This window comes from Thioclava nitratireducens (genome assembly GCF_001940525.2).
GTDB lineage: Bacteria > Pseudomonadota > Alphaproteobacteria > Rhodobacterales > Rhodobacteraceae > Thioclava > Thioclava nitratireducens.
In genome coordinates this window covers 925049-949427 of record NZ_CP019437.1, presented here as the reverse complement: position 1 = coordinate 949427, position 24379 = coordinate 925049, and the positions used below count along the sequence as shown (strand labels likewise).

Genomic DNA, 24379 nt, shown 5'->3' with positions numbered 1-24379 from the left:
TTTAGCGGGTGCAGCGATCTGTTACCGCTCAACTTTGAACGATGTCGGATTTTCGACCCAAAGCTCTGAACGCCCTTCCCCTCAGGCTGACCCGAGTCAGCGCTGATGCGGTAGCCTGCCAGAATGCGAGCTTCTGATGGCAGGCCAGCGCAGCAAGGTCCAGGAGGATATCCGCTTTCGAGTTTTGCGCCTTCTCGAAGAAAACCCGGAAATGTCGCAGCGCGAGCTGGCAGACGCGGTCGGCGTTAGCACGGGAAGTGCGAACTACTTGCTCAAGGCGCTCGTCGAGAAAGGCTTCGTGAAGCTCGGGAACTTTAAGGCGGCTGAAGACAAGAGACGTTACGCCTACCTGCTGACGCCGAAAGGCGTCACGGAGAAGGCGGCGATTACGCAGCGGTTCTTGGCGCGGAAGATGGCGGAGTTTGAGGCGCTGAAGGCGGAGATTGCCGCACTCAAGTCTGATTTAAACCAGAATGAATAAACCATTGGATAGAAGCTTTTCATGAAAATCGCGATGATCGGCACGGGCTATGTTGGCCTTGTTTCGGGGGTGTGTTTCTCGGATTTCGACCATGAGGTCGTTTGCGTCGACAAGAACCCCGCGAAGATCGAAGTGCTCGAGGGCGGCCGCGTGCCGATCTACGAGCCGGGGCTCGACGAATTGATGGTGAACAACGTGGAAGGCGGGCGCCTGAGCTCTACGAATTTCAAAAGCGCGATCGGCCTCGATATTCAACTGCGGTGAGCGGTCCAAAATTCATCACAAATCAGCGCCCCGATGAGCTCTAAACGAGGCTCTGAACTCCTGAAAGGTTAAAAATGTCCACGATATCCAACAATACAATTGCAGAACGGTTGATCGCAAAGCTAGTAAATCGAAATGCAACTATTGGCATTCTTGGTATGGGATATGTGGGCCAACCATTGGCCTTGCGCTATGCGCAACTAGGTTACGAAGTAATCGGGTTCGATATTGATGCCGAAAAAGTTGCCCAACTGAACGCAGGGCATTCGCATATCGAACATATAAAAGATGCAGATATCGCCTCAGCAAACGCCGCTGGTATGACGGCAAGCACAGACTTCAGCCGCGCGGCGGAAGCCGATGCTTTGATCCTGTGCGTGCCGACGCCGCTAAACAAACATCGCGAGCCGGATCTCAGCTACGTAGTTGGCACCGTCGATGCGATTGTGCCCTACCTGCGAGCTGGACAGGTAATATCCCTTGAAAGCACCACTTATCCCGGGACTACTGAAGAAGAGCTATTGCCCCGTCTAACATCGGGTGGGTTACGAGTAGGTGAGGAACTCTTCCTTGTCTATTCGCCAGAGCGCGAAGATCCAGGCAATGCAGATTTCACCACTAACACCATTCCAAAGGTAGTGGGCGGACACACCGCGCCCTGCCTCCAAGTCGGCAAAGCACTCTATGGCCAAGCCATCGACCACATTGTGCCGATGACTTCGACCAAAGCAGCTGAAATGACCAAGCTGCTCGAAAATATCCATCGTGCTGTGAACATTGGCTTAGTAAACGAAATGAAGATCGTCGCCGACCGTATGGGCATCGACATTTTCGAGGTGATTGATGCTGCAGCTACCAAACCGTTTGGGTTCACCGCTTACTACCCCGGACCAGGTTTAGGCGGGCACTGCATCCCAATTGATCCGTTCTACCTCACTTGGAAGGCACGGGAATATGGCCTGCATACGCGCTTCATCGAGCTTTCAGGAGAGATCAATCGTGCGATGCCCGAGTACGTCGTAGGCAAAGTCGCGAAAGCGCTGAACGAGCGCAGAAAATCGCTAATGGGCAGCAAGATTTTGGTTTTGGGCATCGCTTACAAAAAGAACGTCGATGACATGCGAGAAAGCCCCTCTGTCGAGGTGATGGAACTGCTGCGCGCCGCCGGTGCCGAGATTGCTTATTCGGACCCGCATGTTCCTGTTTTTCCGAAGATGCGCGAGCACACATTCGATCTGTCATCGGTCACTCTGACTCCAGAGACGATCGAAAGCTTTGACGCGGTGGTCCTGACCACTGACCACGCGCAATTCGACTACAACATGATCCGCGACAACGCGCAGGTCATCATCGACAGCCGCGGGGTCTATCGATCCCCGATGAAAAATATTGTAAAGGCCTGATATAATGAAGAATTTTGCCCTAATTGGCGCTGCTGGATATATCGCGCCGCGGCACATGAAAGCGATCCGCGACACTGGAAACGAGCTGGTCGCGGCAATGGACTTGAATGACTCGGTCGGGATCATTGACAGCCATTTCCCCGAAGCGCAGTTCTTTACCGACTTCGAGCTGCTCGACGCCCATGTAAGCGCCGAACGCCGAGCCGGTCGCGGGTTGGACTATGTCTCCATCGCCTCGCCCAACTTCCTGCACTCGGCCCATATGCAATGGGCACTGCGGACAGGCTCGGACGCGATATGCGAGAAGCCGCTGGTGCTGCATCCTGAACAAATAGACGAATTGAAGGCCATCGAGACCGACACTGGCCGCAAGATTCATACGATCCTGCAACTACGTCTGCACCCCGCCATCCTAGCCTTGCGTGACCGCGTAGCCCAGATGCCGGCTGGTGAGAAGGTCGATGTCGACCTGACCTACATTACCTCGCGTGGGAACTGGTACCTGAAAAGCTGGAAGGGCCTGACCGAGAAATCCGGCGGCATCGCTACCAACATTGGTGTCCACTTCTACGACATGCTGCATTTCGTCTACGGCGCGGTGCGCGAAAATATTGTCCACCTGAACACTCCCACGAAGGCGGCAGGCTACCTAGAATACGAACGCGCCCGTGTACGCTGGTTCCTGTCGCTCGATGTCAACGATGTTCCGGTAGAGGAACGCGCCAAGGGCAAGCGCACTTACCGCGCGGTCGTCGCCGACGGCGAGAACCTGGAATTCTCGGATGGGTTTACCGAACTTCATACCAAGATCTACGAAGACATCCTGTCGGGTGGCGGCTTTGGCGTCGAGGAAAACCGCGCGGCCATTGAAACCGTCGCGACCATCCGCAACGCGCCGATTGCGCCGAGTGGTGACCTGACCCACCCATTCGTAAAGGTATAGACATGACCCACTATCAGCACCCCAGTGCTATCGTCGACGACGGGGCCCAGATCGGCGAGAACAGCCGGATCTGGCACTTTGTCCACATCTGCGGCGGTGCTCGCATCGGAGCGGGCGTCTCGCTTGGTCAGAACGTCTTCGTCGGCAACAAGGTCGTGATTGGCGACCGTTGCAAGGTGCAGAACAACGTATCGGTCTACGATAACGTGACCTTGGAAGAGGGTGTGTTTTGCGGCCCTTCCATGGTGTTCACTAACGTGTACAACCCGCGCGGCCTGATAGAGCGCAAGGATCAATACCGCGACACGCAGGTCAAGCGCGGCGCAACGCTGGGCGCGAATTGCACCATCATCTGTGGCGTGACTATCGGCGCCTATGCTTTTGTCGGTGCGGGCGCCGTAGTGAACAAGGACGTGCCGGATTACGCGCTGATCGTCGGCGTCCCCGGTCGCCAGCGCGGTTGGATGAGCGCCTATGGAGAGCGGCTCGACCTGCCGCTGACCGGCAAAGCCAGCGTCGCATGTCCGCACACCGGCGATGTCTATACCCTGTCCGGGTCTCAGTTGACCCGCAAAGAGGCTTCCACATCATGATCCCTTTCATTGACCTGGCCGCTCAGCAAGACCGTCTTCGCGCGGAGATCGAAGCTGGCATCGCGGGGGTTCTAGCGCATGGTCAGTATATCCTTGGCCCGGAAGTGACCGAGTTGGAAGAAAAGCTGGCCACCTACACTGGCGCGGCCTATTGCGTCACCGTGGGCAACGGCACCGACGCGCTGCAAATAGCGCTGATGGCGCTCGGCGTGGGCGCGGGAGATGAGGTAATCACCCCGGGGTTCAGCTATATCGCCACCGCAGAAGCAGCCGCAGTCCTTGGTGCGAAAGTGGTATATGTCGATATAGATCCGGTTAGCTATAACCTTGATCCCGCATTGCTCGAAGCTGCGATCACTCCCAGCACCAAGGCAATCATTCCGGTCTCTCTCTATGGTCAACCTGCTGATTTCGACGCGATCAATGCCATCGCCGCAAGTCACGGCATTCCCGTAATCGAAGATGCTGCACAAAGCTTCGGCGCCTCCTACAAGGGGCGCAAATCCTGTAATCTCACGACGATAGCGTGTACCAGCTTTTTCCCTTCTAAACCGCTGGGCTGCTATGGCGACGGCGGCGCGCTGTTCACCTCGGATCCAGAACTGGCCAAGAATATCCGCCAAATTGCCCGGCACGGCCAAGATAAGAGATACCATCACGTTCGCGTTGGGATCAATTCGCGGTTGGATACGCTACAAGCGGCGATCCTGTTGCCAAAACTCGATATTCTTGACGATGAGTTAGAAGCACGACAACACGTGGCGGATCGTTACTCCACCGCGCTCGGCATGATCGGTTTGGCATCACCAACTGTAGCCAAGCACAATTCTAGCGCGTGGGCCCAGTACACCATCCGCGTCGAAAATCGAGATGAGGTACAACGCGAAATGCGCAATGCGGGAATTCCAACCGCCGTTCACTATCCAATACCACTCAATCGCCAACCGGCCGTTGGCGACATGAAGGCGAGACTGCCAAATGGGAATGAAGCTGCAAGTCAGGTCGTGAGCCTGCCGATGCATCCCTACATGCCTAACGAGGAGATCAACCTAGTCGTAGCGACCCTCAGGGATGTTATCCGTCGGTGAAGCACGTATCCGACGGCGGGGCCATGCAGATTTTTGCGGCTAATCCAGGCGGCTTACTACTTCAAAAAACAGCCCGATCCCTGACCAAATACGCTTACCCCCATTCATCACATGACTTGCGCACGGCCTTGTCTACCTGACAATGCTCCACACGACCTCGAATGCTCGTTTCGCTCCGCAACTAGGTTTATTTATGGCCAAAAGAAAGGAAACTCGCCTCATGCGAGCCTGACCTAGTCATTTCACCGCCTTCTCTGGTCAAAATTAATTAACGACTTTCTAAAAAAGATACGCAAAATAGGCGTGGTTTACTTCACAATGCGCTACATTAATATCAGAGCCCGCTATACTCTTGGTACGTTCGCCAGAGACGCTGTAAAGCTCTCATTTGGAACGGCACTCGGACGGGTTATCGCATTTGCTGCGCTGCCTCTCACCGCAAGGCTGTACACACCTGAAGATTTCTCTGTCCTAGCCGCATTTCTTGCTTTGGTATCGCCACTTGGTGTTGCCGCTTGCTTACGGTTCGAAGTCGCGATTCCGCTCGCAAGAAGACAAAAAGACGCCGCAAGTCTTGCAATACTCGCCTTGTTTTCTGTGATAATCTTCACTGCGATAACACTCCTGGTTACACAAATTTTTTCAAGTGCCATAGCATCAGCGCTAAATAATCAAGATTTTGAAAAATATCTCGTATTGGTCCCTCTCTCTGTTTTCTTAGTAGGAACATTTTCAATCCTGCAATCTTGGGCAACTGCTAAGCGGCGATTTGCAAGTATCGCAAAAGCTCGCGTTTGGCAGGCAACAATCGGATCGGGTGTAACTCTTTCTCTCGGAGCAGTTGGTTTGACCCCTATTGGCTTACTCCTCGGAAGCATCTTTAATATTGGAGCAGGAGGCATTGGTCTCGCAATTGCTGCCGCCCGGAAAGATCGAAAGCAATTTCTTGCGCTATCAGCCAATAGGGTCGTCAAAACTTGCAAGTCGCACCTTCGGTACCCACTTTTTTCAATGCCAGAATCCTTATTAAATTCAGCAAGCTTACAACTTCCCGTTTTCATTATTGCAATCCGAGGAGGAACAGAAGGCGGCCACCTCGCACTAGCCATGCAGATACTGACCATACCCATGGCCTTAATTGGTCAATCCATCTCGCAGGTCTATTCATCCAGATTGGTTGAAGAGCGAAGAGCCGGAAATCTAAATTTTTTAACCGTTTCCATCATGCGAAGGCTGCTAGTCTTTGGGGGAATACCGCTTTTCATATTTGGACTTATCGCTCCCTATACCTTTGAAATAGTATTCGGCTCTGAATGGATCAGATCTGGCGAAATTATACTTTGGATGGTCCCATGGATAACTCTTCAGTTGGTCGCATCACCGGTGTCTATCGTCATTCTCGCTGTCGGCTGGCAACGGGCAATGTTGTTGCTCACAACTTTCGGGCTAATACTTAGAAGTCTTTTTGTCCTCGCTGCACTCAAGTTCGACTACCCTGCGCCAGAATCCCTTGCAGTCGCCTCAGCAATTTTTTACGCGATAACTTGCACAGTTGTTATTCATGCTTCACGCAAGAATAACAAAAACTAAACGGAACTCCCCGATGTGGCTACGTCTAAGAAAAATCTTAAAGCGAATTGTAATTAGCAATCGATCCATCTTAAAGCTTTTCTTTTCTGCCTTTTTTGATCGTCGATTCCTTTCGGGACGATATTTTGACGAGCAACTTATCGGGTATTTTTGGGCAGCGAATGCGGTTTGGACGAGAAACATTCTTAGGTTAGCCGCCCCCCTCCCTTTCCCTACTGGCTTCCGCACTCATGTCTCAAATCCGCGGAACATTCACTTCCATCCGGACGATCTTAACAACCTCCAATCCCCCGGAACCTATTTTCAGAATTTTGCCGGGCAAATATACCTCGGAAAAGGGTGCTTTATTGGGCCAAACGTGGGAATAATTACTGCAAATCATGACCCCAGTTCCCTAGACGAACACCTCTGCGCAAAAGACGTGAGAATTGGCGCAGACAGCTGGATTGGCATGAACGCAATTATCCTGCCTGGAGTGACCCTCGGACCTAGGACGATAGTAGCCGCAGGAGCCATCGTGACTAAAGCAGTCCCAGAGGGAAATTGCGTTTTGGCCGGAAACCCTGCCAAGAAGATTCGTAACCTTGGTAGCGAGATGACTAATCTCCAAAGGCAAGCGGATTAAGAAAGTTTGGTCAACAAGGGAACTTTGATAGCAACGTCAACAGAGCCCAACGGAGCAAACGAAAGACCAGAAAAACCTTATTGGTTGCAAGTTAGCTTAAAGGACCAAACTCTCCTCACTCGATCTGCATGACGCGATGAAGAAGCGGATGAAGCCAAACAAGAAATTTCGAAAACGATGGAGGCCGACTATGCGTCCGCCAGCTGAGATCGATTTGGGTAACAACCGCGTGCCGGACGAGGCGACGACACTCGGTCTCGGCTATCTGCTGCACCGGCTGGGGTCTCAGCAGAGGTCTACCTCGAGCGGAACATACATTTTTCACTCAGAAGCACTACCCTGCGTTCGGACACCTTCACGGAAGCGACACTGAGCATGAATCGAATCCCACGAAAAACAAGTAAAGCCCCTGAAAACCCTGCCAATTCACCCAGAATGACGAGCCAAATCTGGTATCCTGAGATGAAGGCTCATTTTTGTGTTAATCCCGAGAGCGGAGTTCCTACGTCCTAGTAAGCTCAACGTCACTGTGCATGACAATTGGTCTGGGTCGACATCGGCTATTTCCCTCCGCGCAGATGACAACTGCACAGCGACTTTAATTCGATGTGCAAGGCGTCCAGTTCTTTGCCTTGTTTGCCCGTCGAAACCTGTCGCTCGCTCAACTATCTGCATATGAAACCAGCCGCCTAGGTGCTCTCAAACTACTGCCTAAGTTCAGGTAATTTCTGCTCCCATCGGAAATTCCGATCCACGCGTCACGAAAACCATCGCTCTTACGCATCAGAATTGACCGATTTCGTTGTTGCGACATGAAGTGAACTCTTGGAGCCTGAGCAATCGCCATTTTCCTGCGCACTTAAGGGCCATCTAAACGCATGAGAAAAAAGACATGAGAACGATCGTTTTTTCACCATATTCTCGCGCTCAGCATCTCGAAAACGGCCTAGCGACCTTCGCAAATGCGAAGAAAAATGAAGGCGTCGAGCTTGCAAAAATATTTCGATGGTGGCGTCTAACGCCAGACGAGGACGAGAATAGTTTTGACTATGCATTGTTCCCACTATTTCCGATGCGCATTCATTCTAGATTTCCGCTGACAGTACTTCGCGCTACGCGCACACTTCCAGCGGAGGATCAAAAAAACTATACGATAATCATCGACTCGGATCCGTTCATTGTCGCCTCATATAAATCGATCGTCAAAAAAACTCGACCAAAAAAAATAATCTATAGAGCTTCCGACCCTCTTTACCTAAAAACATCAAACAAACATCTCATCCGAGCGGAGCAAAGATTACTGCTAGCGGCGGACGAAATTTGGTGCCCGAATGTCATCATTCAAGCTGAATTCGAAGAACGTTACGGCGACAAGTCCGTAACTCTTAGAAACCCAATGAAGCGGCTAGAACAAAATTTGATCAGAGACGAACAGCCATGGGCCAACCGGAAAGCTTCTCAATTCAATCGCTCATATGAAGGAATTGGAGTCTTTTTCGGGAAAATTAACCTTGATCTTAGTTATCTCTGCAAACTCGCATCCGCAAACAAAAAGTATGCCTTTGTTGTTTTCGGAAACTACAGATGTGCTTCCTGCCCGAATAATGTTTTTTTTGAAGGCTATCAAAATCTAGCCAGAGTTTTGGCATTTATGAAAAATAGCAACTTTTTCTTCGACTTGGCGCATGACGACTTTGGAATTATGGAATTTGCTGGTATAACAGCAAAGGTTCTATCAGCCGTAGAAGCAGAGCTTCCATACTTGATTTCAACGAAACGAGAAGAATTGATTCAGATGGGAGCAGTTTTGTTGCCAACAAGTGCAGAGAAAGCTGATCTTGATTTAATTTTAAAGAGATCTAAACCATTGAATATTGACCTGACTGAGTTCGAAGAAGGAAAATTCATTGCTAGGTGCTGTGATCGAATCCATAAATTATCGATTACCGACTGATGATGCCGCTAGGAGTATTCAAATTGCAAAAACTCTGCGCTTCGAAAAAGCATTCAATCACCATGATTGCTTTTTCTTGTCGCCCCGATTCCGGTTCGGAGTGGGGCGTTGGATGGACCTTTCTCTTATTTTACGCAAGCTTATTCCGCCAAGTCAACCTTCTAGTTCGAGATGCCGAAGATCAAGTAATTAGAATAAGATCGGAACTTTCTGCTTTAAAAATTCACAACTGCAACATTATTCCAATCAAAGATTTCAACCCGCTAGGAATTCGATATTCTGGACGCTGGCAGGGATTGAATTATTTTATATGGATTCGAAAAGTATTTTGGATTCTTATTTCAAGCCGAGATTGGAGGAAATCCGAGTTCGTAAGCCAACCTACTTGGGTTAGCGACTGGAACTGGTCCCCAATTTACTATTTGCCCTATTGTCGCAAAATCGTCGGCCCGCTTGGATCGCAGCCATCTAATTTTTTAAAGACAAAAAAAACTCTCCGAGCGAAGGTCCGCGCCGCTGTCAAAATAATTCTGCGATTTAACCCACTTTTGTGGCAAAACGCGGCTTCTTCCGACATCATCATTGGCGGAATCGCAGCCAGTTCTAAGAAGGCTCCATGGAAATTTTTTACGGAAAAGACTGTCATGATTCCGCCTGTACATTCCGAGTTCGTCAGTAAGCCTTCGGAGAGTGTTACCCGGCGCGGGCCGCCTGAGTTAATCTTTATCGGAAAATATCTTGACTTCAAGAATATAGAATTTTTCTGCCATCTAGTCGATGCCTGCCTTGAAGAAATTGATAACCTTGTTGTAACTTTCGTTGGGGATCGGTTAGGAGGAAATATAAGCGTTGATAGAATTTTGGAAAAATATCCAGGTCGCGCGCGAGAGCTTGGAAAGGTGCCTCACCAGACAGTTCACGAAATATTGCAAACCGCAAACGGAATACTTCTACAAACGGCCGCGGAACACGGTGGAACAGTCGCAGTTGAAGCCATGTCACTCGGCACACCGATAATTTGCCCCTCGGGCCTAGGCATTGACGCCTTGCTACCAAGCGAACATAGCCTGACTTTTTCGAGAAACTCAGAACGGCCGGAATATGAAATCCTTAACTTGGTACGACGAGCCTTCGAGAACTACTCGTATTACAGCAACGATGCCGTCGAAAAATCACTTTACTTTTCGAAAAAGAGAACTTCGGCAGAATTGAAAAAGGCTATCGAGGACGCGCTATGATTCATATTTCTGGGCATTATTTAACTAGACGCACTTCCGGACTTTCGAGATATGCGTCGCAAATCGCTGCTGCGTTAGCTCAATATGGACTTGTTTCGATACATCTTCCGGCTTTTCTTAAGGCAAACCCAGCCGTCAGAAAGATATCTCTGGTGCTATTCGAGGCTTTCTATCCAGCGTTCGCCCTGACACTCGAACGGCAATCGAAATACATTTCCCCCGCATTCAGCGTTCCGTTGTATAACAGCGACCGTGTTGTTGTCGTCGTTCATGATCTTGCATTTTTAGATTTCCCAGAGTGCTATTCGCGGCTCGAAAGAGTCTACTATCGATACAATCTTTTTCTTTTGAAGCAATTTAGCAAAATTCGAATTGTTGCCCCTTCGGCCTTTGTGAAATCAGATATCAACGAACGACTAGGAATCTCTGCTGATCGAATTTCCGTTATCAGTCCGTATGCCTCAATTGAGACACTTCACAGCAACATTGAATCCGAGACGTTAGAGAAAACCTCTGAGACCAATGATGAAACTCGATATATCTTGCTTGTATCCAACGGGCATCCACGAAAGAATATTGAAGCGACAATACTCGGCTTCAAGAGCAGTGCTCTTCCCGGGAATAATGTTAAGCTTTTGTTGGTGGGGACATTCGAAAAGCAATTACCACTACTCGACGACGTTTCAATCGAAGTGCGGAGTGATGTCTCTGACGAGGAGCTAGTCAAACTTTACAAAGGAGCTTACGGCTCTGCCCTTTTTAGCTTGAATGAGGGCTTTGGAATCCCAGTTCTTGAAGCTGCTATGTTTGGTATCCCATGCGTTCATTCTAATGTTACTGGCCTTCATTCTTTCGATCTCGATGGAAACCTGCCGAAGAATGTGATCTCGCCTGAAGATATTTCAGCTCAGTTAAACACAATGCTAGAGCAAGACTCACGTAACTACTACTTGTCAATTGGCGAACGGATCGAAGGGACGTTCAACCAAGAAGTTTTTGATGAAAGCTGGAGGGAATTGTTGAGAGTTCGCCGATTGAAACAATCGTAATTGCTATTTGTGCAAAGAAGGTGTATCGCGTCATATTGCAAAGATCTATTTGTGGAACATATTATTTCAACAGCATATGTCGACTCTATTTTTTCCAACGATGAGACTGCATAACGCGCTTTTCTTAGAGAGAACGACATGCATAAAGATAAAATCGCGAACCTTTTCCGCCAGCGAGGCTTTTGGGGAGCTGTAACTTACCTCCTTCCCTTTCTTATTGGATTCATTCGCGGCATCTTTCGGGGCTACGCTTTTGTTTTTATTGGACGAGGCGTAAAAATCAGATCCCGGAGTAAAGTCAAAATCGGCGCCTTCACGAGAATTGAGGATTTTACCGAGATCGATGGATTTGGCACGCGAGGCGTCCATATAGGAAAGCGCTGTAAAATTGGTAAGTATTCCATTATTCGTGTTCCGCCAACGCCCGACACACCCGGCCAAGGGGTTTTAATTGGTGATCATTCCACACTCGCAGAATTTTGCTTCGTAGGCGGCGCTGCGCTAGTAGAAATAGGGAAAAATTGCAGTATTGGGCAATATGTGTCGTTTCATCCTCAGAATCACTTAGGCCCTGGTAAATCAAGTGGGACAACCCAGTTTGGTATCTCTGTGAGATCAAATGTTTGGATAGGCGCCAAAGCAACACTGCTAGATGGCACTTACATTGATGAACATACGACCGTTGGAGCTTGTGCACTTTTAAATAAACGGTACTCTTCTGGTACAGTAATTGGAGTTCCGGCCAAAAATGTCGCTATCTAAAAAGGCTCTAATAGTTTATCTTCTTTTCGCGAGCTGCCTGAGCAGCGCGTTCTTGATTCCGTTTTTTAATAGTAGCGGTCAGTATCCGCTAGCTTATCTGACTGCAATATTGATTTTCCTGCCTGCATTGAGGGCCGGGGGAATGAAGAAAAATTCATTCTCTCTGATTATCCTGATGTCAACCTTGCTTATCCTAAATGGCACCCCTTTTTCGACTGTAGCGTTCATTTCCGCCTATCTTTTCGTGTTTTCCGCCGTAACAAGCGATAGGTTTATCTCCAATTCATCCAAGCTGTCTAACTTTGGATTTTTCTTATTGCTTTCGATTTCTGTCCTCTACTCCATGGGCGTGGGTGAATACTATTCATCGTCTCGTTTTTTTCCACGCCTAAAGGGATACACCCTAGAGGCTTCATATATGGGTATGACCTTGGTGGGGCTATGGTTCATCACTAAGTCGTCTCAACTACGAGCAGGAATTATTTTTCTGATATGCGCAACCCAGAGCGGGCTCGCAATCATTGGTTTACTCATGCGGTTCACCGTGTTCAGAAGAAGTTTTATTCTTTTGTTTTCCACCTTCACTGCCTACCTCATTTTCACGCCGATAAATCAGGAACTCCTTCTATCGAATAGCTTCTTCATCCGATTTCTGGGTATCGTGTCTGTAAAGAATATGGATTACTTTGGTTTTCTATTCGGGCGCGGCGTTGGAGCCTCTGATGCGCAAGTGGCGATGTTCCTTGAACCATTTGGAATATCTGGCTATAGCGGATCTTTTATCTTTGGCATCTTTAGCGACTTTGGATTATTGCCGTTTATTTTACTGCTGACAATTTTAACCCAGCGGATTCCGCTGGCGCTAGCATTGCTACTTATGCTTAATTTTGCTTTGGCCTCACCCTATACTCTTTTCATATCTTGGGCGTGGTGTTTTTCCGAGGCAAAGACTGCTGGACTGAGGGACAAGAATGGTAGGTCTTTCGCCCTCTCGCGCCGCTTAACAGGAGGCGCAGACCAACCACCTAAGACAAACGGTAACGGTGACCGAACGACAGTAGGCTATGTAGGATGATCGTTTTTTGTCACCTCCTAAATGATCGTTCGGGCAGTCCTACTGTCCTTCGTTCGACAATTGATGCGCTGAACGCGAGCGCGCAGGTGCAGCTCTTCGTTGGCTCGCAAGGACGCGGCGTGCTCGAGGAAGCGGGTGTGCCGACGCAACGTTACTGGTATCGCCGTAGCCGCTACCGAATGATAACTTTGTTGACGTATGTCACGAGTCAATTCGCGCTTTACCGAGCGCTCTCGCAGTCAGCAAATATCCCGCGGGATGCAACGGTTTTCGTGAATACGCTGCTACCGTTCGCAGCAATGCTTTGGGGCCGCCGCACCGGGCGGCGTGTTGTAGTGCATGTTCACGAAGTCTCCGTTGCGCCGGTTCCGCTGCGCCGTTTCCTGACAAGTTTCGCGGCACGCTCAGCCGACCTACTCATTTATGTCTCCAACGACCATCGAGCGCGCCTGCCTATCAATGGCCCTCCCGCAGTTATCTTGCCCAACCCGGTTAGTCCGGCTTTGGCCGCTCGCGCCTGTGAACATACCCCACGACAAAAGGGGCAATTCCGGGTGCTAATGTTAGCCTCGCTAAGAGGCTACAAAGGAATCAGAGAATTCATTGCGCTTGCTGGAGCTCTTAAGGACCGTGGCGATATTACCTTTGACCTCGTTCTGAATGCCGAGGAGCGCGAGATTGCGGCCTTTTCAGGAAGCCATACAAATTCGGCCAACATCACCATCCACCCATCCACGAGCGACCCAGCTGGTTTCTACGCAGCTGCTGACCTTGTTCTAAACCTCTCGCGGCCCGACCAGTGGATCGAAACCTTCGGCCTCACAGTAGTAGAGGCGATGACCTTTGGCGTTCCTGTGATTGTTCCACCTGTCGGTGGCCCAGCGGAGATCATCACCAACGGTGTTGAGGGCTATTGCATCGACTCGCGCGACGGCGTTGCGCTGTGTGCGGCGGTGTTAGCGCTGGCCGACAACCCAGAAACCCATGCTGCCATGGCGCGGGCCGCGCGGATTCGGGCGCGAGATTTTTCCTTCGAGGCGTATGCGACCTCTCTGCGCGAGGCACTCAAAAATCTTTGCGAAAGGTCAGTCAGATGAGAATTGCTATTCTTGGAACCGTTGGCGTGCCGGGCCGCTATGGTGGCTTTGAAACCCTAGCCGAGAACCTTGTTCGATACCACAAAAGAACCGGTCACCGTTCTGCACTTACTGTCTGGTGTTCAGCCAAAGACAATTGCGAACACCCGGTACATTTCGAGAGCGCCGATCTGCGATACGTGGACTTGCGCGCGAACGGGGCCCAGAGCATTCCCTACGACGTAATAAGTCTCTGGCAAGCGGTGCGTAGCGGGCATGATCGTATCCTACTCCTTGGGGTTTCTGGCGCACTGGCGCTGCCCTTGTTCCGGCTTATAAGCCAGTCGCGCGTAATCACAAACATCGATGGAATTGAGTGGAAGCGCGAGAAATGGAAGGGACTAGCCCGACTGGTGTTGCGAGCTTCGGAATGGGCGGCGGTACACTTTTCACACGAGGTCATCGCCGATAATCAGGCGATCGCCGACCATGTCCGCGAAACCTATGGCTTTAATTGCCATGTTATAGCTTACGGTGGCGATCATGCGCTTGACCATATCGGAAAGGCTGAGGTCCCCGCCGGGTTACCTCCGCATTTTGCCCTAGCGCTGTGCCGGATTGAACCGGAAAACAATGTCGATCTCATTCTCGAGGCTTTCGACGAGCTCGACACACCACTGGTCTTCGTGGGCAACTGGGACAACAACGCGTATAGCCGCGATCTTAAGGCACGGTATAGTGGGCGTCCGAACCTGCACTTGGTCGACCCCATATATGAGTCCGGCGCGCTACATGCGCTGCGCAGGCGGGCTTCGGTCTACCTTCACGGCCATTCTGCAGGTGGAACAAACCCTTCCCTAGTCGAGATGATGCATTTTGGCGTTCCGATTATTACGCATGGTTGCGCTTTCAACCGCAACAGCACAGAAGGCCAAGCGTATTACTTTAAGACTGCGGCAGAGCTTGCAGATCGTCTACGTCGCCTCAATCCGGAAGACGCTGCCCAGATCGGCGCCAAAATGCGCGAGATCGCAAAACGCCGCTACACGTGGGAGCGCATCGGCGAGGCCTATTTCCAGCTTCTTGAGCGCAATTGATTCGCACGGCGCGCCAAACCGTTTCAACGAGGTAAAGTTGGCTAATCTTATTCACCCTGTCCTTCTCTGCGGCGGCGCAGGCACGCGACTCTGGCCGCTCTCGCGAAAGAGCTACCCCAAGCAATTCGTCAACCTGATGGGCGAGGAGAGCCTGTTCCAGGCTTCGGCCAAACGGCTCGCGGGCGACGGCTTTGCCGCGCCATCCGTGATTACCGGCGCAGATTTCCGCTTCGTCGTGATAGAACAACTGGCCGCGCTCGAAATCGCCCCCGCCGATATTCTCATCGAGCCCTCCGCTCGCAACACCGCCGCGGCGATCTGCGCGGGTGCGCTGGTGCTCGAGGCCCGCGAGCCCGGCGCGCTGATGCTGATAGCGCCGTCGGATCACGTCATCCCCGATCCCGCGCACTTCCGTGCAGCGGTCGAGGCCGCCGCCCCGGCAGCCGAGGCCGGACAGCTGGTCACCTTCGGCATCCGTCCCGATCGACCCGAGACCGGCTACGGATGGCTGGAACTGAGCGAAGCCCCGGACGCGGAATTCTCCGCGACCCCGCAGCCACTGAAATCCTTCGTCGAGAAGCCTGACTTGGCCATGGCCGAGACGCTGCTCGAGGGTGGCCTGCATCTCTGGAACGCCGGCATCTTCCTCTTCTCCACCTCGGCGATCCTCGACGCCTTCGCAAAACACGCCCCCGAGACGCTCGCGCAAGCGAAGGCTGCTGTCGATGCCGCCGAGCGCGATCTCGCCTTTACCCGGCTTGCTCCCGAGCCTTGGGCGCAGCTCGAAGACATCTCGATCGACTACGCGGTGATGGAACGCGCCGACAACCTGACCGTCGTGCCCTTTGGTGGCGCGTGGTCGGATCTTGGCGACTGGCAGGCGGTCTGGCGCGAGCAGAACCCGAACGAACACGGCATCGTCGCGACCGGCCCTGCCACTGCAATCGACTGCCGCGACACGCTTCTGCATTCAACGGATACCGCTCAGGAACTGGTCGGAATCGGTCTCGAAGACATCATTGCGGTCGCCATGCCCGATGCCGTCCTCGTCGCCCACAAGGACCGTGCGCAGGACGTGAAGAAGGCTGTGGCCGAACTGAAGGCCAAGGGCGCCGCCCAGGCCGAGACCCTGCCCCGCGACTTCCGCCCCTGGGGCTGGTATGAGAGCCTCGTCGTCGGCCAGCGCTTTCAGGTGAAGCGGATTCACGTTCACCCTGGCGCCGCGCTGAGCTTGCAGAGCCATCACCATCGCGCCGAGCACTGGATTGTCGTCGAGGGCACCGCGAAGGTGACGATTGATGACGAGGTGAAGCTCGTGACCGAGAACCAGTCCGTCTATATCCCGCTCGGTGCCGTACATCGCATGGAAAACCCGGGGAAAGTCCCGTTGACACTGATCGAAGTGCAAACCGGCAGCTATCTCGGCGAGGACGACATCATCCGCTACGAGGATGTCTACGCGCGGGGACAGGGTGCGAAAGGCTAGCCGCATCGCCAAGGCAAATTTATTTTATTGAAAGAAATTTATTGATGCAGGTCGAACCAACACCCCTCAGCGGCGTTCTTGTGATCACCCCGAAGCGATTCGGCGATCACCGTGGGTTTTTCTCCGAGAGCTATTCGGCGAAGCGATTTGCCGAGGCCGGGATCGATATCGACTTCGTGCAGGACAACCATTCGGTTTCCGAGGCGGTGGGCACGGTGCGCGGGCTGCATTTTCAGGCCCCGCCGCACGCTCAGGCGAAGCTGGTGCGCTGCGGGCGCGGGCGGCTCTGGGATGTTGCGGTCGATATCCGCAAGGGCAGCCCGAGTTACGGCCAGTGGTTCGGCACGGAACTGAGCTTTGAGAACGGCAAGCAGCTGCTGATCCCGGCAGGCTTCGCGCATGGGTTCGTGACGCTCGAGCCGGGGACCGAAATTGTCTATAAGTGCTCGGATTACTACGCGCCCGACTGCGAAGGCGCGATCCGCTGGGACGATCCCGATCTGGCCATCGACTGGCCGCTTTCCGCAGGAATAGAGCCTGTTTTGTCCGGCAAGGATGCCGAGGCACCTCTGCTCGCTTCCGTCGATAGCCCCTTCAAATGGGAGGGCGCAGCATGAAGATCCTCGTCACCGGCGGCGCAGGTTTCATCGGCTCCGCGGTCGTCCGTCTCGCCGTCTCGCGCGGCCATGCGGTGGTTAACCTCGACGCGCTGACCTATGCCGCCTGCCTCGTGAACGTCGCGCCCGTCGCGGGCAGCCCGCTCTACGCGTTTGAGCAGGCCGATATCCGCGATCCAGAGTCGCTGACGGCGATCTTCGCCCGCCACAAGCCCGATGCGGTGATGCATCTCGCCGCCGAAAGCCACGTGGATCGCTCGATCGACGGCCCCGGCGCCTTCATCGAGACCAACGTGATGGGCACCTACAACATGCTGCAGGCCGCCCGCGCCTATTGGGAGGCCGAGGGTCGCCCCGAAAGCTTCCGCTTCCATCACATCTCGACCGACGAGGTCTATGGCACGCTCGGCCCCACCGGCCAGTTCACCGAAGAGACGCCCTACGCCCCGAACAGCCCCTATTCCGCCTCGAAAGCGGGCTCGGACCATCTCGTGCGCGCTTGGCACGAGACCTATGGCCTGCCGGTCGTGCTCACCAATTGCTCGAACAATTACGGCCCCTATCACTTCCCCGAAAAGCTGATCCCGGTCGTGATCCTGAACGCGCTCGCGGGCAAGCCGCTGCCGATCTATGGCGACGGCTCGAATGTGCGCGACTGGCTCTATGTGGAAGATCACGCCGATGCGCTGCTTCTGGTGCTTGAGAAAGGCGCCTTGGGCCGCAGCTACAATATTGGCGGCGAGAACGAGCGGTCGAACCTCGAACTGGTCCAGACGATCTGCACCATTCTCGACAAGCTGCGTCCGGGCAACGCGCCCTATGCCGATCTGATCAGCTTCGTCACAGACCGCCCCGGCCATGATGCCCGCTACGCGATCGACCCCACCCGCATCCGCGAGGAGCTGGGCTGGCGGCCGAGCGTCACCGTTGAAGAGGGGCTCGAGCGCACCGTGCGCTGGTATCTCGAGAACGAGGACTGGTGGCGCCCGCTGCTGGACCGGCACGGCGTCGGTGAAAGGCTGGGCAAGGCATGATCCTCGTCTTCGGACAGACCGGCCAAGTCGCGCAGGAGTTGCAACGCCTCGCCCCCGATGCGGCGTTCTTAGGCCGGAATAGGGTCGATTTGCGTGATCCCGGTGCCGCCGCAGAGGCGATCCGGGAAGCCAAGCCCGAGGCGGTGATCAACGCCGCCGCCTATACCGCCGTGGACAAAGCTGAAGAAGAGGAGGCGCTCGCCCAGGTGGTCAATGGTGATGCGCCCGCGGCGATGGCCAAGGCCTGCCGCGACCTCGACATCCCGCTCATTCACATCTCCACCGATTACGTCTTCGACGGCTCGGGCGACGCGCCGTTCGAGCCGACCGATCCGACCGATCCGCTGGGCGCCTATGGCCGCACCAAGCTCGCCGGAGAACAGGCGATCCGGGCCGCAGGCGGCCCCTTCGCCATCCTGCGCACGAGCTGGGTCTTCTCATCCCATGGCGGGAATTTTGTGAAGACGATGCTGCGCCTGTCGGAAAGCCGCGAGCGCCTGACGATCGTCGCCGACCAGATCGGTGGACCGACACCGGCCAAGGCCATCGCCGAGGCTTGCCTGACCATCGCGAAGGAACTGCAGCGCGCGCCCAAGAAGAGCGGCGTTTACCATTTCTCAGGCTCTCCCGATGTAAGTTGGGCAGGCTTCGCGCGGGAGATCTTCGCGCGGGCCGGGCGCGGCGTGACGGTGGAGGATATCCCCACCGCCGATTATCCGACGCCCGCGAAACGGCCGCTCAATTCGCGGCTCGACTGCAGCGATCTGGCCGTGTTCGGCCTGAACAGACCCGATTGGAGTTCGGGATTGGACGAGGTTTTGACCGAATTGGGGGCGATATGACGCGCAAGGGGATCATTCTGGCGGGCGGCTCGGGCACGCGACTCTATCCGATCACGATGGGCGTCTCAAAACAGCTTCTGCCGGTCTACGACAAGCCGATGATCTACTACCCGCTGACCACCCTGATGCTGGCCGGTATTCGCGAGATCGCGGTGATCACCACGCCGCATGATCAGGAGCAGTTCATCCGCACGCTCGGCGATGGCAGCCAATGGGGGCTGAGCCTGACCTATATCACCCAGCCCTCGCCCGACGGTCTGGCGCAGGCCTATCTGCTGGCTGAAGATTTTCTCGCGGGCAGCCCTTCGGCGATGGTTCTGGGCGACAACATCTTCTTCGGCGCGGGTCTCGGCAAGATCCTGAAAGCGGCGAATGCGACCACAGAGGGCGGCACCGTCTTCGGCTACCGCGTCCGCGATCCCGAACGCTACGGCGTGGTGGATTTCGACGACAGCGGCAAAGTGCGTGCGATCATCGAGAAGCCCGAAGTGCCGCCCTCGCAATTCGCGGTCACGGGGCTCTATTTCCTCGACGAGACCGCTCCGGACCGCGCCAAGACGATCACGCCGTCCGCTCGGGGCGAGTTGGAGATCACCTCGCTTCTGGAAACCTACCTACATGACGGCGCGCTCTCGGTCACCCAGATGGGCCGGGGCTTTGCCTGGCTCGACACCGGAACGCATGGCAGCCTGCTCGATGCGGGGAACTTCGTGCGAACGCTGGAAGAGCGACAAGGCCTGCAAAGCGGTTCGCCCGACGAGATCGCCTTCGAGAAGGGCTGGATCAGTGCCGACGCGCTCGCCGATCGCGCGAAGAAATTCGGCAAGAACAGCTATGGCGAATATTTGGAAACGACTGTGAAGATCAGGAAATGACCGAGCTCAATGACGTGGTTATCCACCCCGTCCTCCTTTGCGGCGGCTCGCGGACAAGGCGCGAAGGGGTAATGGTGGCGCCGCTTCCGAGGACAAGGTAGCACCAACGCCTCGAAATTCTTGAGCAAAAAGGCAAGAGCCGCGACCTTCATAGTCGCGGCTTTTTTGTTGGAATATCTTTCTATCGCGACGCGACAGAAGGAAAGAAAAACTGACACTCTGTTAGTGGATGCAGCCCTGCTGCCCCCTCGCGAGAACACTTACGGGAGTTCGGACGTGTCGAAGGATACGATAGCAGCCCCAACTCGATCGGCACTATCCGCCCCGGACCAATACGCGCGAGCTTCCATCCAATCGGCCTCGGAAACCGGGTCACTGAAACCAGGATCCGAAAGTTGACGAAGCCCGTAGTCCAGATGGATCAGGCGGCCTAAGACGTTCATATCGTCGAAATCGATCGCGACCTCCAGCACATCTCGCCCCACCACGATACCAGAACCGGCGTCGACAACGAGATAGCGCCGAATAGCCTTCAGCAGGGACTCCGCCGGATCGAGATCCGGCTCAGGCCCCTCCGCTCTTCCGAAGAGCCAGCGATGGGCATAACTGCAAGCCTCATCCGTCAGCAGAACATACTGAAACTCGTCTTCCTTGAATGGGCCTCGCCGCGCGATCATCGACCGCGTCTCGAGGAAACCGCGCCCTTTAAGTTTGAGCGCGCCTTCGTAGCTCGTCGCACCATTCTCCAACAGCTCAAGGAGCGGACGCAGCAAGGGGTCCGCCAGCATGTTCTTGATACGGCGATAGACAAACCCATCGCCGAGCGCTTCGGCAAGACTGAGATCACGATGAACATACATCTCGCGATCGGAAATGAGCAGAAAACTCGGGTCGATTTCAGTTGCGGTCATCGAGGTGGTCCCTTTGCAAGAATGTATCAGCGAGCGCACGAATGTCTCTTATAACCGGTAGAGCTAAAACCAACATTGCGCGATTGCAAGGGGGTGAAACGGACGCCGAAAAGCCCTCTGCGCGACACGCTCGCGAGCAACCTCAGATCACTGCGCGCAGAGCGTGGATGGTCGCAGGAACGTCTAGCGCTCGAATCTGGCCTCAACAGAACCTATTTGAGCGCCGTGGAGCGTAGCGAGCAGAATATCTCCATCGACAATGTCTGGCGCCTCGCTCAGGCACTCGATATCGACCCCGCTAATCTGCTCAAGGTGAAGCTGCGGAGCTGATCGCTCACTCGGCTCAGAACGCGATGGGCTCGAGGAGCTCCGCAATCGTCGCCAACCGCCCGCCTTCCCCATAGCGCTCGCGCCCCAAAGCATGCCCCATCACGTCGCGCCGGATCCGCTCGTCGATCCCAGCGGCAAGCATCCGATCCTCAAACGCATGTCGCAGGCTGTAGAGAGAATGCCGCTCGCTCTCGAGGAGGCCCGCATCACGCAGATAGGTATTCACCGTGGCACTCAGCGTGGCAGAGCTCTCGCGATAGCGCGAAAACCCGTCCGGAAACGCTCGCATCTGACCTGCCCCCCGCGGGATCCCTCAACGTAGTGTAGAGTCTGCGCCAACTCTGAAGGAGCAGACGAATGCGAAAAAGCCGTTTCACCGAGGCGCAGATTATTGGGATGATCAAGGAGCAGGAGGCAGGCATGCCGACAGCTGATGTGTGCCGCAGGCATGGCCTCAGCCCGGCGACCTTTTACAAGTTCAAGGCCAAGTATGGTGGCATGGAGCTCTCCGAGGCAGCCAGGCTGAAGGCGCTCGAAGACGAAAACGCCAAGCTCAAACGTCTGTTGGCCGACACCATGCTCGACAACGTGGTTCTGAAGGATCTGCTGGGAAAGAACTGACGACATTGACCAGGCGGCGAGAGGCGGCGCTCAGGGCGATGCGGGATCATGACATCTCGCAGCGTCGGGCCTGCCAGCTTGTCGGTGTCGACCCCAAGACGGTCCGGCGCACACGCCCGCCGGACTGCCCCGAGATCCGCGAGGAGATGAAGGAGATCGCCGGGAAGCGGCGCCGGTTTGGCTATCGCCGGATCGGCATCCTGCTTGAGCGCAAGGGCATGACCATGAACCACAAGAAGCTGTATCGGCTCTATCGCGAGGAAGGGCTATCGGTGAAGCGACGGCGTGGACGCAAGCGGGCTCGCGGGTCACGCACGCCGATGCCTGCGGCGGCGCATCCCAATGCGCGCTGGTCGCTCGACTTCCTGGCGGACAGCTTCGGCGCCTCGCGCAAGTTCCGTATTTTGGCCGTGATCGACGATTGTTGCAGAGAGAACCTGTGCCTGGTCGCCGATACCAGTATATCGGGCAAGCGTGTTGCCCGTGAACTCGATGCGCTGGTGCGGATCTACGGAAAGCCTGCTTGCATTGTCAGCGACAACGGGACGGAGTTCACCAGCCGGGCCATCCTGAGATGGGCCGACCAGAACGCCATTCCCTGGCACTACATCGACCCCGGCAAGCCGCAGCAGAACGCGTTCATCGAGTCCTTCAACGGAAGCCTGCGCGACGAATTATTAAACGAGGAGATCTTCGACACACTGGACGATGCCCGGCGCAAGTTGGCGCTCTGGCGCTACGACTACAACGCCGTCAGACCGCACTCGTCTCTGGGAAACCAGACGCCGCTCGAAGCGCGCCGGACGCTTGAGCAATTTGAGGGCTCCGCGCCCGGCGCGCTTGCCCACAACAACCGATCCGACTACCAATCTCAAACCTGCAGACTCTCGTTATGAACGAGGGCCCCAAGGGGGGCAGGTCACATCGCATCGAGCGACACGCCGTGAAGCGGCATGACGCGCTCCGCGTTCTGCGTCTTGAGAACCCGCCCGATCGGCTGCAGGAGCAGATGCGGGATCGGGTCATCCAGTCGGATCTCCTCAGGCCTGAGCGCTGCAATCTCGCTCGGTCGGAGCCCAGTATTCACCATCACCAGCAGGATTGCCCGCGCCTGCGGCTCCAGCCCATCGAGCGCACCGGCGGCCAGCAAGCGATCCCGCACCCAGTCGTCCGAGAAGGAGGGCCGCCGCGCAGCTTTCCCCTGTCGAAAGCCGAGATCCTCAAGCGGCAACTCGAGCCCGAGCCGCTTGTCACGGTTCACGCGCCTCAAGACCGCACTCAGATGCGTCAGATCCTTGTTCGCGGAATTGGGTGTGAGCCATTCGCGCTCCAGCCGCTCCACCCACCAATCGCGGAAATCGAGGAAATCATCGATCGTGAGATCGGCAAGCGGCTTGTCACCGACAACCGATACGAAATTCTGCACCGCCTTGATATGCGGGTAACGCCACCGCCGAACCTGGTCCGCACTCTTGCCCAAGGTCTTGTCGCGCGCGAGCCCCCAGAATAGCTCAAGCGCCCGCGATACGGTGATCAACGGCAGCTCCGCCCCACCCAAGAGCGAATCCGCCCCGAGCGGATCACGCATCTCGTCACTGGCAACCAGATCGATTCGCGCGAGTAGCTCTTGCACAGGCAGACGCGCCACCTTGCGCGCATCGAGAAATCGGTAGCCGCGCGCCTTCGCAAACCGCTTGGCCGCAGCGAACCGCGCTTCCGCGTCTTCCGTGTCGCCATCGAGCATCGCCTCCCAGACCTCGACCTGCTCGGCCCAGAGCATCGGCGCCTTCTGCCTGGCCACCGCCTCTGACCCCGTCCGAAGGCTGATCACCACTTCACGGCGCGGATCGACAGAGGCATACCCTTTGGGAACCCGCCGACGCAGATGCCAAATTTCGCCGCGCTTGGTGATATTCATCGCACACCTCCGGGAAAGAGCTTTGTGTATCACTATGTGTAGCACGAAAGCCTTCTCTGGGGAATCGAATTCAAAATAAATAAATGTTTTATTTGTATTTTTTTACGATTCTTCTTTGAAAATCGAGATGGATATGTCGGAGAGGAATTCCGATTATGATGCGCTTTATCTCATCGGCTCGGCTCGAGCTTCGTCGCGCGGCATCCAGATACGGGCTCTGTCATCCAGCCCGGCTCACATGCTGCTAACGGGTGCGCATCCGCAGTGTCCCCCGTCAGCCTCCCTGGGACATCTGAGTTGATTTTGTAACGGAGGGTTTCTGGCTCATCGTAACCACCAAGGAGTGAAGATGAGACAGGAAGCCGGAACAGCGAAGCCGACGCCGGAGTCGATGGTGAAGGACATCCGCCGGCGCACGCGGAAGCACCGTTCCGGCACCTTGGCGTTGGATCCGGCCTGGAGCGGTCGCGCTTCATCGGCCTGTGCCGCAACTGCGAAGGCCTCGGC

General features: G+C 54.8%; 24 protein-coding genes and 1 pseudogene. 22 read left to right on the top strand and 3 right to left on the bottom strand.

The features are described from left to right. The first annotated feature begins 136 nt into the window (after positions 1-136). The 20 genes and pseudogenes from BMG03_RS04755 (at position 137) to rfbA (ending at position 20092) form a co-directional block, all read left to right on the top strand. Positions 137-481: a MarR family EPS-associated transcriptional regulator gene (locus BMG03_RS04755; RefSeq protein WP_075777436.1), complete on the top strand. Its 345-nt coding sequence runs from the start codon at positions 137-139 to the stop codon at positions 479-481. Positions 482-502: 21 nt separating this feature from the next. Continuing rightward, positions 503-703, top strand: a pseudogene (locus BMG03_RS04750) (UDP-glucose 6-dehydrogenase); the annotation flags it as partial. Positions 704-819: 116 nt separating this feature from the next. Beyond that, a complete protein-coding gene (locus tag BMG03_RS04745; protein ID WP_075777438.1) occupies positions 820-2148 on the top strand; it encodes a nucleotide sugar dehydrogenase in 1329 nt (442 codons plus the stop codon). A gap of 4 nt (positions 2149-2152) precedes the next feature. Continuing rightward, positions 2153-3091 carry a Gfo/Idh/MocA family protein gene (locus BMG03_RS04740; protein ID WP_075777439.1) on the top strand — a complete coding sequence of 313 codons (939 nt, stop codon included), beginning with the start codon at positions 2153-2155 and terminating at the stop codon, positions 3089-3091. Between the two features lie 2 nt (positions 3092-3093). After that, a complete protein-coding gene (locus BMG03_RS04735; protein ID WP_075777440.1) occupies positions 3094-3684 on the top strand; it encodes an acyltransferase in 591 nt (196 codons plus the stop codon). After that, positions 3681-4772, top strand: a complete 1092-nt coding sequence (locus BMG03_RS04730; protein ID WP_075777441.1) for a DegT/DnrJ/EryC1/StrS family aminotransferase — start codon at positions 3681-3683, stop codon at positions 4770-4772. Before BMG03_RS04735 ends, BMG03_RS04730 begins: the two co-directional genes overlap by 4 nt. Positions 4773-5090: 318 nt before the next feature. After that, positions 5091-6362 (top strand): lipopolysaccharide biosynthesis protein, encoded by a 1272-nt coding sequence (locus tag BMG03_RS04725; RefSeq protein WP_075777442.1) that lies wholly within the window; start codon positions 5091-5093, stop codon positions 6360-6362. Further along, a complete protein-coding gene (locus BMG03_RS21305; RefSeq protein ID WP_425275162.1) occupies positions 6334-6987 on the top strand; it encodes an acyltransferase in 654 nt (217 codons plus the stop codon). Before BMG03_RS04725 ends, BMG03_RS21305 begins: the two co-directional genes overlap by 29 nt. Before the next feature lie 892 nt (positions 6988-7879). Next, on the top strand, positions 7880-8941 hold the full coding sequence (locus BMG03_RS20645) for a hypothetical protein (protein ID WP_157771552.1): 1062 nt from the start codon (positions 7880-7882) through the stop codon (positions 8939-8941). Positions 8942-8964: 23 nt separating this feature from the next. Continuing rightward, complete coding sequence (locus tag BMG03_RS04715) at positions 8965-10179, top strand: glycosyltransferase (protein WP_157771551.1); 1215 nt, start codon at positions 8965-8967, stop codon at positions 10177-10179. Next, entirely contained in the window at positions 10176-11228 is a 1053-nt protein-coding gene (locus tag BMG03_RS04710) for a glycosyltransferase family 4 protein (RefSeq protein ID WP_077701114.1), read from the top strand. Before BMG03_RS04715 ends, BMG03_RS04710 begins: the two co-directional genes overlap by 4 nt. Positions 11229-11366: 138 nt before the next feature. Next, positions 11367-11990: an LbetaH domain-containing protein gene (locus BMG03_RS04705; RefSeq protein ID WP_075777446.1), complete on the top strand. Its 624-nt coding sequence runs from the start codon at positions 11367-11369 to the stop codon at positions 11988-11990. Then, positions 11977-13065 carry a hypothetical protein gene (locus tag BMG03_RS04700; protein WP_157771550.1) on the top strand — a complete coding sequence of 363 codons (1089 nt, stop codon included), beginning with the start codon at positions 11977-11979 and terminating at the stop codon, positions 13063-13065. Before BMG03_RS04705 ends, BMG03_RS04700 begins: the two co-directional genes overlap by 14 nt. Beyond that, the gene (locus BMG03_RS04695; protein ID WP_075777448.1) at positions 13062-14162 is read left to right on the top strand and encodes a glycosyltransferase family 4 protein; all 1101 of its coding nucleotides are present in this window, start codon (positions 13062-13064) and stop codon (positions 14160-14162) included. The genes BMG03_RS04700 and BMG03_RS04695 overlap by 4 nt, the downstream gene beginning before the upstream one ends. Next, the gene (locus tag BMG03_RS04690; protein ID WP_075777449.1) at positions 14159-15238 is read left to right on the top strand and encodes a DUF1972 domain-containing protein; all 1080 of its coding nucleotides are present in this window, start codon (positions 14159-14161) and stop codon (positions 15236-15238) included. The genes BMG03_RS04695 and BMG03_RS04690 overlap by 4 nt, the downstream gene beginning before the upstream one ends. A 37-nt stretch (positions 15239-15275) precedes the next feature. Continuing rightward, positions 15276-16724, top strand: coding sequence for a mannose-1-phosphate guanylyltransferase/mannose-6-phosphate isomerase (locus BMG03_RS04685; RefSeq protein WP_075777450.1), 1449 nt, complete (start codon positions 15276-15278; stop codon positions 16722-16724). A gap of 44 nt (positions 16725-16768) precedes the next feature. After that, positions 16769-17341, top strand: coding sequence for a dTDP-4-dehydrorhamnose 3,5-epimerase (gene rfbC / locus BMG03_RS04680; protein WP_075777451.1), 573 nt, complete (start codon positions 16769-16771; stop codon positions 17339-17341). Further along, a complete protein-coding gene (gene rfbB / locus BMG03_RS04675; protein ID WP_077701113.1) occupies positions 17338-18375 on the top strand; it encodes a dTDP-glucose 4,6-dehydratase in 1038 nt (345 codons plus the stop codon). Before rfbC ends, rfbB begins: the two co-directional genes overlap by 4 nt. Further along, complete coding sequence (gene rfbD / locus BMG03_RS04670) at positions 18372-19217, top strand: dTDP-4-dehydrorhamnose reductase (protein ID WP_075777681.1); 846 nt, start codon at positions 18372-18374, stop codon at positions 19215-19217. Before rfbB ends, rfbD begins: the two co-directional genes overlap by 4 nt. Then, positions 19214-20092 (top strand): glucose-1-phosphate thymidylyltransferase RfbA, encoded by an 879-nt coding sequence (gene rfbA / locus BMG03_RS04665; RefSeq protein ID WP_077701112.1) that lies wholly within the window; start codon positions 19214-19216, stop codon positions 20090-20092. The genes rfbD and rfbA overlap by 4 nt, the downstream gene beginning before the upstream one ends. A 260-nt stretch (positions 20093-20352) precedes the next feature. On the opposite strand, the gene BMG03_RS04660 is transcribed toward rfbA, so the two are convergent. Further along, positions 20353-21003, bottom strand: coding sequence for a hypothetical protein (locus tag BMG03_RS04660; protein ID WP_075777682.1), 651 nt, complete (start codon positions 21001-21003; stop codon positions 20353-20355). A 93-nt stretch (positions 21004-21096) separates the two neighbouring features. Between BMG03_RS04660 and BMG03_RS04655 the strand changes: the two genes are divergently transcribed. Continuing rightward, positions 21097-21333: a helix-turn-helix domain-containing protein gene (locus tag BMG03_RS04655; RefSeq protein ID WP_075777684.1), complete on the top strand. Its 237-nt coding sequence runs from the start codon at positions 21097-21099 to the stop codon at positions 21331-21333. Between the two features lie 13 nt (positions 21334-21346). Here the strand turns inward: BMG03_RS04655 and BMG03_RS04650 are convergent, their stop codons facing one another. Next, the gene (locus BMG03_RS04650; RefSeq protein ID WP_075777683.1) at positions 21347-21622 is read right to left on the bottom strand and encodes a site-specific integrase; all 276 of its coding nucleotides are present in this window, start codon (positions 21620-21622) and stop codon (positions 21347-21349) included. A 68-nt stretch (positions 21623-21690) separates the two neighbouring features. Here BMG03_RS04650 and BMG03_RS04645 point away from each other — a divergent pair. Beyond that, positions 21691-22850 (top strand): IS3 family transposase gene (locus tag BMG03_RS04645; RefSeq protein WP_244270937.1). Its coding sequence is split into 2 segments (ribosomal slippage): positions 21691-21940 and positions 21940-22850, totalling 1161 coding nucleotides; the frame shifts between segments, so codons are not numbered across the junction. A gap of 23 nt (positions 22851-22873) precedes the next feature. On the opposite strand, the gene BMG03_RS04640 is transcribed toward BMG03_RS04645, so the two are convergent. Continuing rightward, positions 22874-23872 (bottom strand): DUF6538 domain-containing protein, encoded by a 999-nt coding sequence (locus BMG03_RS04640; RefSeq protein WP_075777421.1) that lies wholly within the window; start codon positions 23870-23872, stop codon positions 22874-22876. Positions 23873-24379: the final 507 nt, after the last annotated feature.

What these genes read in the sequence shown, in the direction of transcription:
- BMG03_RS04710 (WP_077701114.1), top strand. Translation starts at nt 10,176, where the DNA reads ATGATTCATATTTCTGGGCATTATTTAACTAGACGCACTTCCGGACTT.
- BMG03_RS21305 (WP_425275162.1), top strand. Translation starts at nt 6,334, where the DNA reads ATGCTTCACGCAAGAATAACAAAAACTAAACGGAACTCCCCGATGTGG.
- BMG03_RS04700 (WP_157771550.1), top strand. Translation starts at nt 11,977, where the DNA reads ATGTCGCTATCTAAAAAGGCTCTAATAGTTTATCTTCTTTTCGCGAGC.
- BMG03_RS04640 (WP_075777421.1), bottom strand. Translation starts at nt 23,872, where the DNA reads ATGAATATCACCAAGCGCGGCGAAATTTGGCATCTGCGTCGGCGGGTT.
- BMG03_RS04695 (WP_075777448.1), top strand. Translation starts at nt 13,062, where the DNA reads ATGATCGTTTTTTGTCACCTCCTAAATGATCGTTCGGGCAGTCCTACT.
- BMG03_RS04705 (WP_075777446.1), top strand. Translation starts at nt 11,367, where the DNA reads ATGCATAAAGATAAAATCGCGAACCTTTTCCGCCAGCGAGGCTTTTGG.
- BMG03_RS04650 (WP_075777683.1), bottom strand. Translation starts at nt 21,622, where the DNA reads ATGCGAGCGTTTCCGGACGGGTTTTCGCGCTATCGCGAGAGCTCTGCC.
- BMG03_RS04755 (WP_075777436.1), top strand. Translation starts at nt 137, where the DNA reads ATGGCAGGCCAGCGCAGCAAGGTCCAGGAGGATATCCGCTTTCGAGTT.
- rfbD (WP_075777681.1), top strand. Translation starts at nt 18,372, where the DNA reads ATGATCCTCGTCTTCGGACAGACCGGCCAAGTCGCGCAGGAGTTGCAA.
- rfbA (WP_077701112.1), top strand. Translation starts at nt 19,214, where the DNA reads ATGACGCGCAAGGGGATCATTCTGGCGGGCGGCTCGGGCACGCGACTC.
- BMG03_RS04690 (WP_075777449.1), top strand. Translation starts at nt 14,159, where the DNA reads ATGAGAATTGCTATTCTTGGAACCGTTGGCGTGCCGGGCCGCTATGGT.
- rfbB (WP_077701113.1), top strand. Translation starts at nt 17,338, where the DNA reads ATGAAGATCCTCGTCACCGGCGGCGCAGGTTTCATCGGCTCCGCGGTC.
- BMG03_RS04740 (WP_075777439.1), top strand. Translation starts at nt 2,153, where the DNA reads ATGAAGAATTTTGCCCTAATTGGCGCTGCTGGATATATCGCGCCGCGG.
- BMG03_RS04725 (WP_075777442.1), top strand. Translation starts at nt 5,091, where the DNA reads ATGCGCTACATTAATATCAGAGCCCGCTATACTCTTGGTACGTTCGCC.
- BMG03_RS04660 (WP_075777682.1), bottom strand. Translation starts at nt 21,003, where the DNA reads ATGACCGCAACTGAAATCGACCCGAGTTTTCTGCTCATTTCCGATCGC.
- BMG03_RS04745 (WP_075777438.1), top strand. Translation starts at nt 820, where the DNA reads ATGTCCACGATATCCAACAATACAATTGCAGAACGGTTGATCGCAAAG.
- BMG03_RS20645 (WP_157771552.1), top strand. Translation starts at nt 7,880, where the DNA reads ATGAGAACGATCGTTTTTTCACCATATTCTCGCGCTCAGCATCTCGAA.
- rfbC (WP_075777451.1), top strand. Translation starts at nt 16,769, where the DNA reads ATGCAGGTCGAACCAACACCCCTCAGCGGCGTTCTTGTGATCACCCCG.
- BMG03_RS04730 (WP_075777441.1), top strand. Translation starts at nt 3,681, where the DNA reads ATGATCCCTTTCATTGACCTGGCCGCTCAGCAAGACCGTCTTCGCGCG.
- BMG03_RS04735 (WP_075777440.1), top strand. Translation starts at nt 3,094, where the DNA reads ATGACCCACTATCAGCACCCCAGTGCTATCGTCGACGACGGGGCCCAG.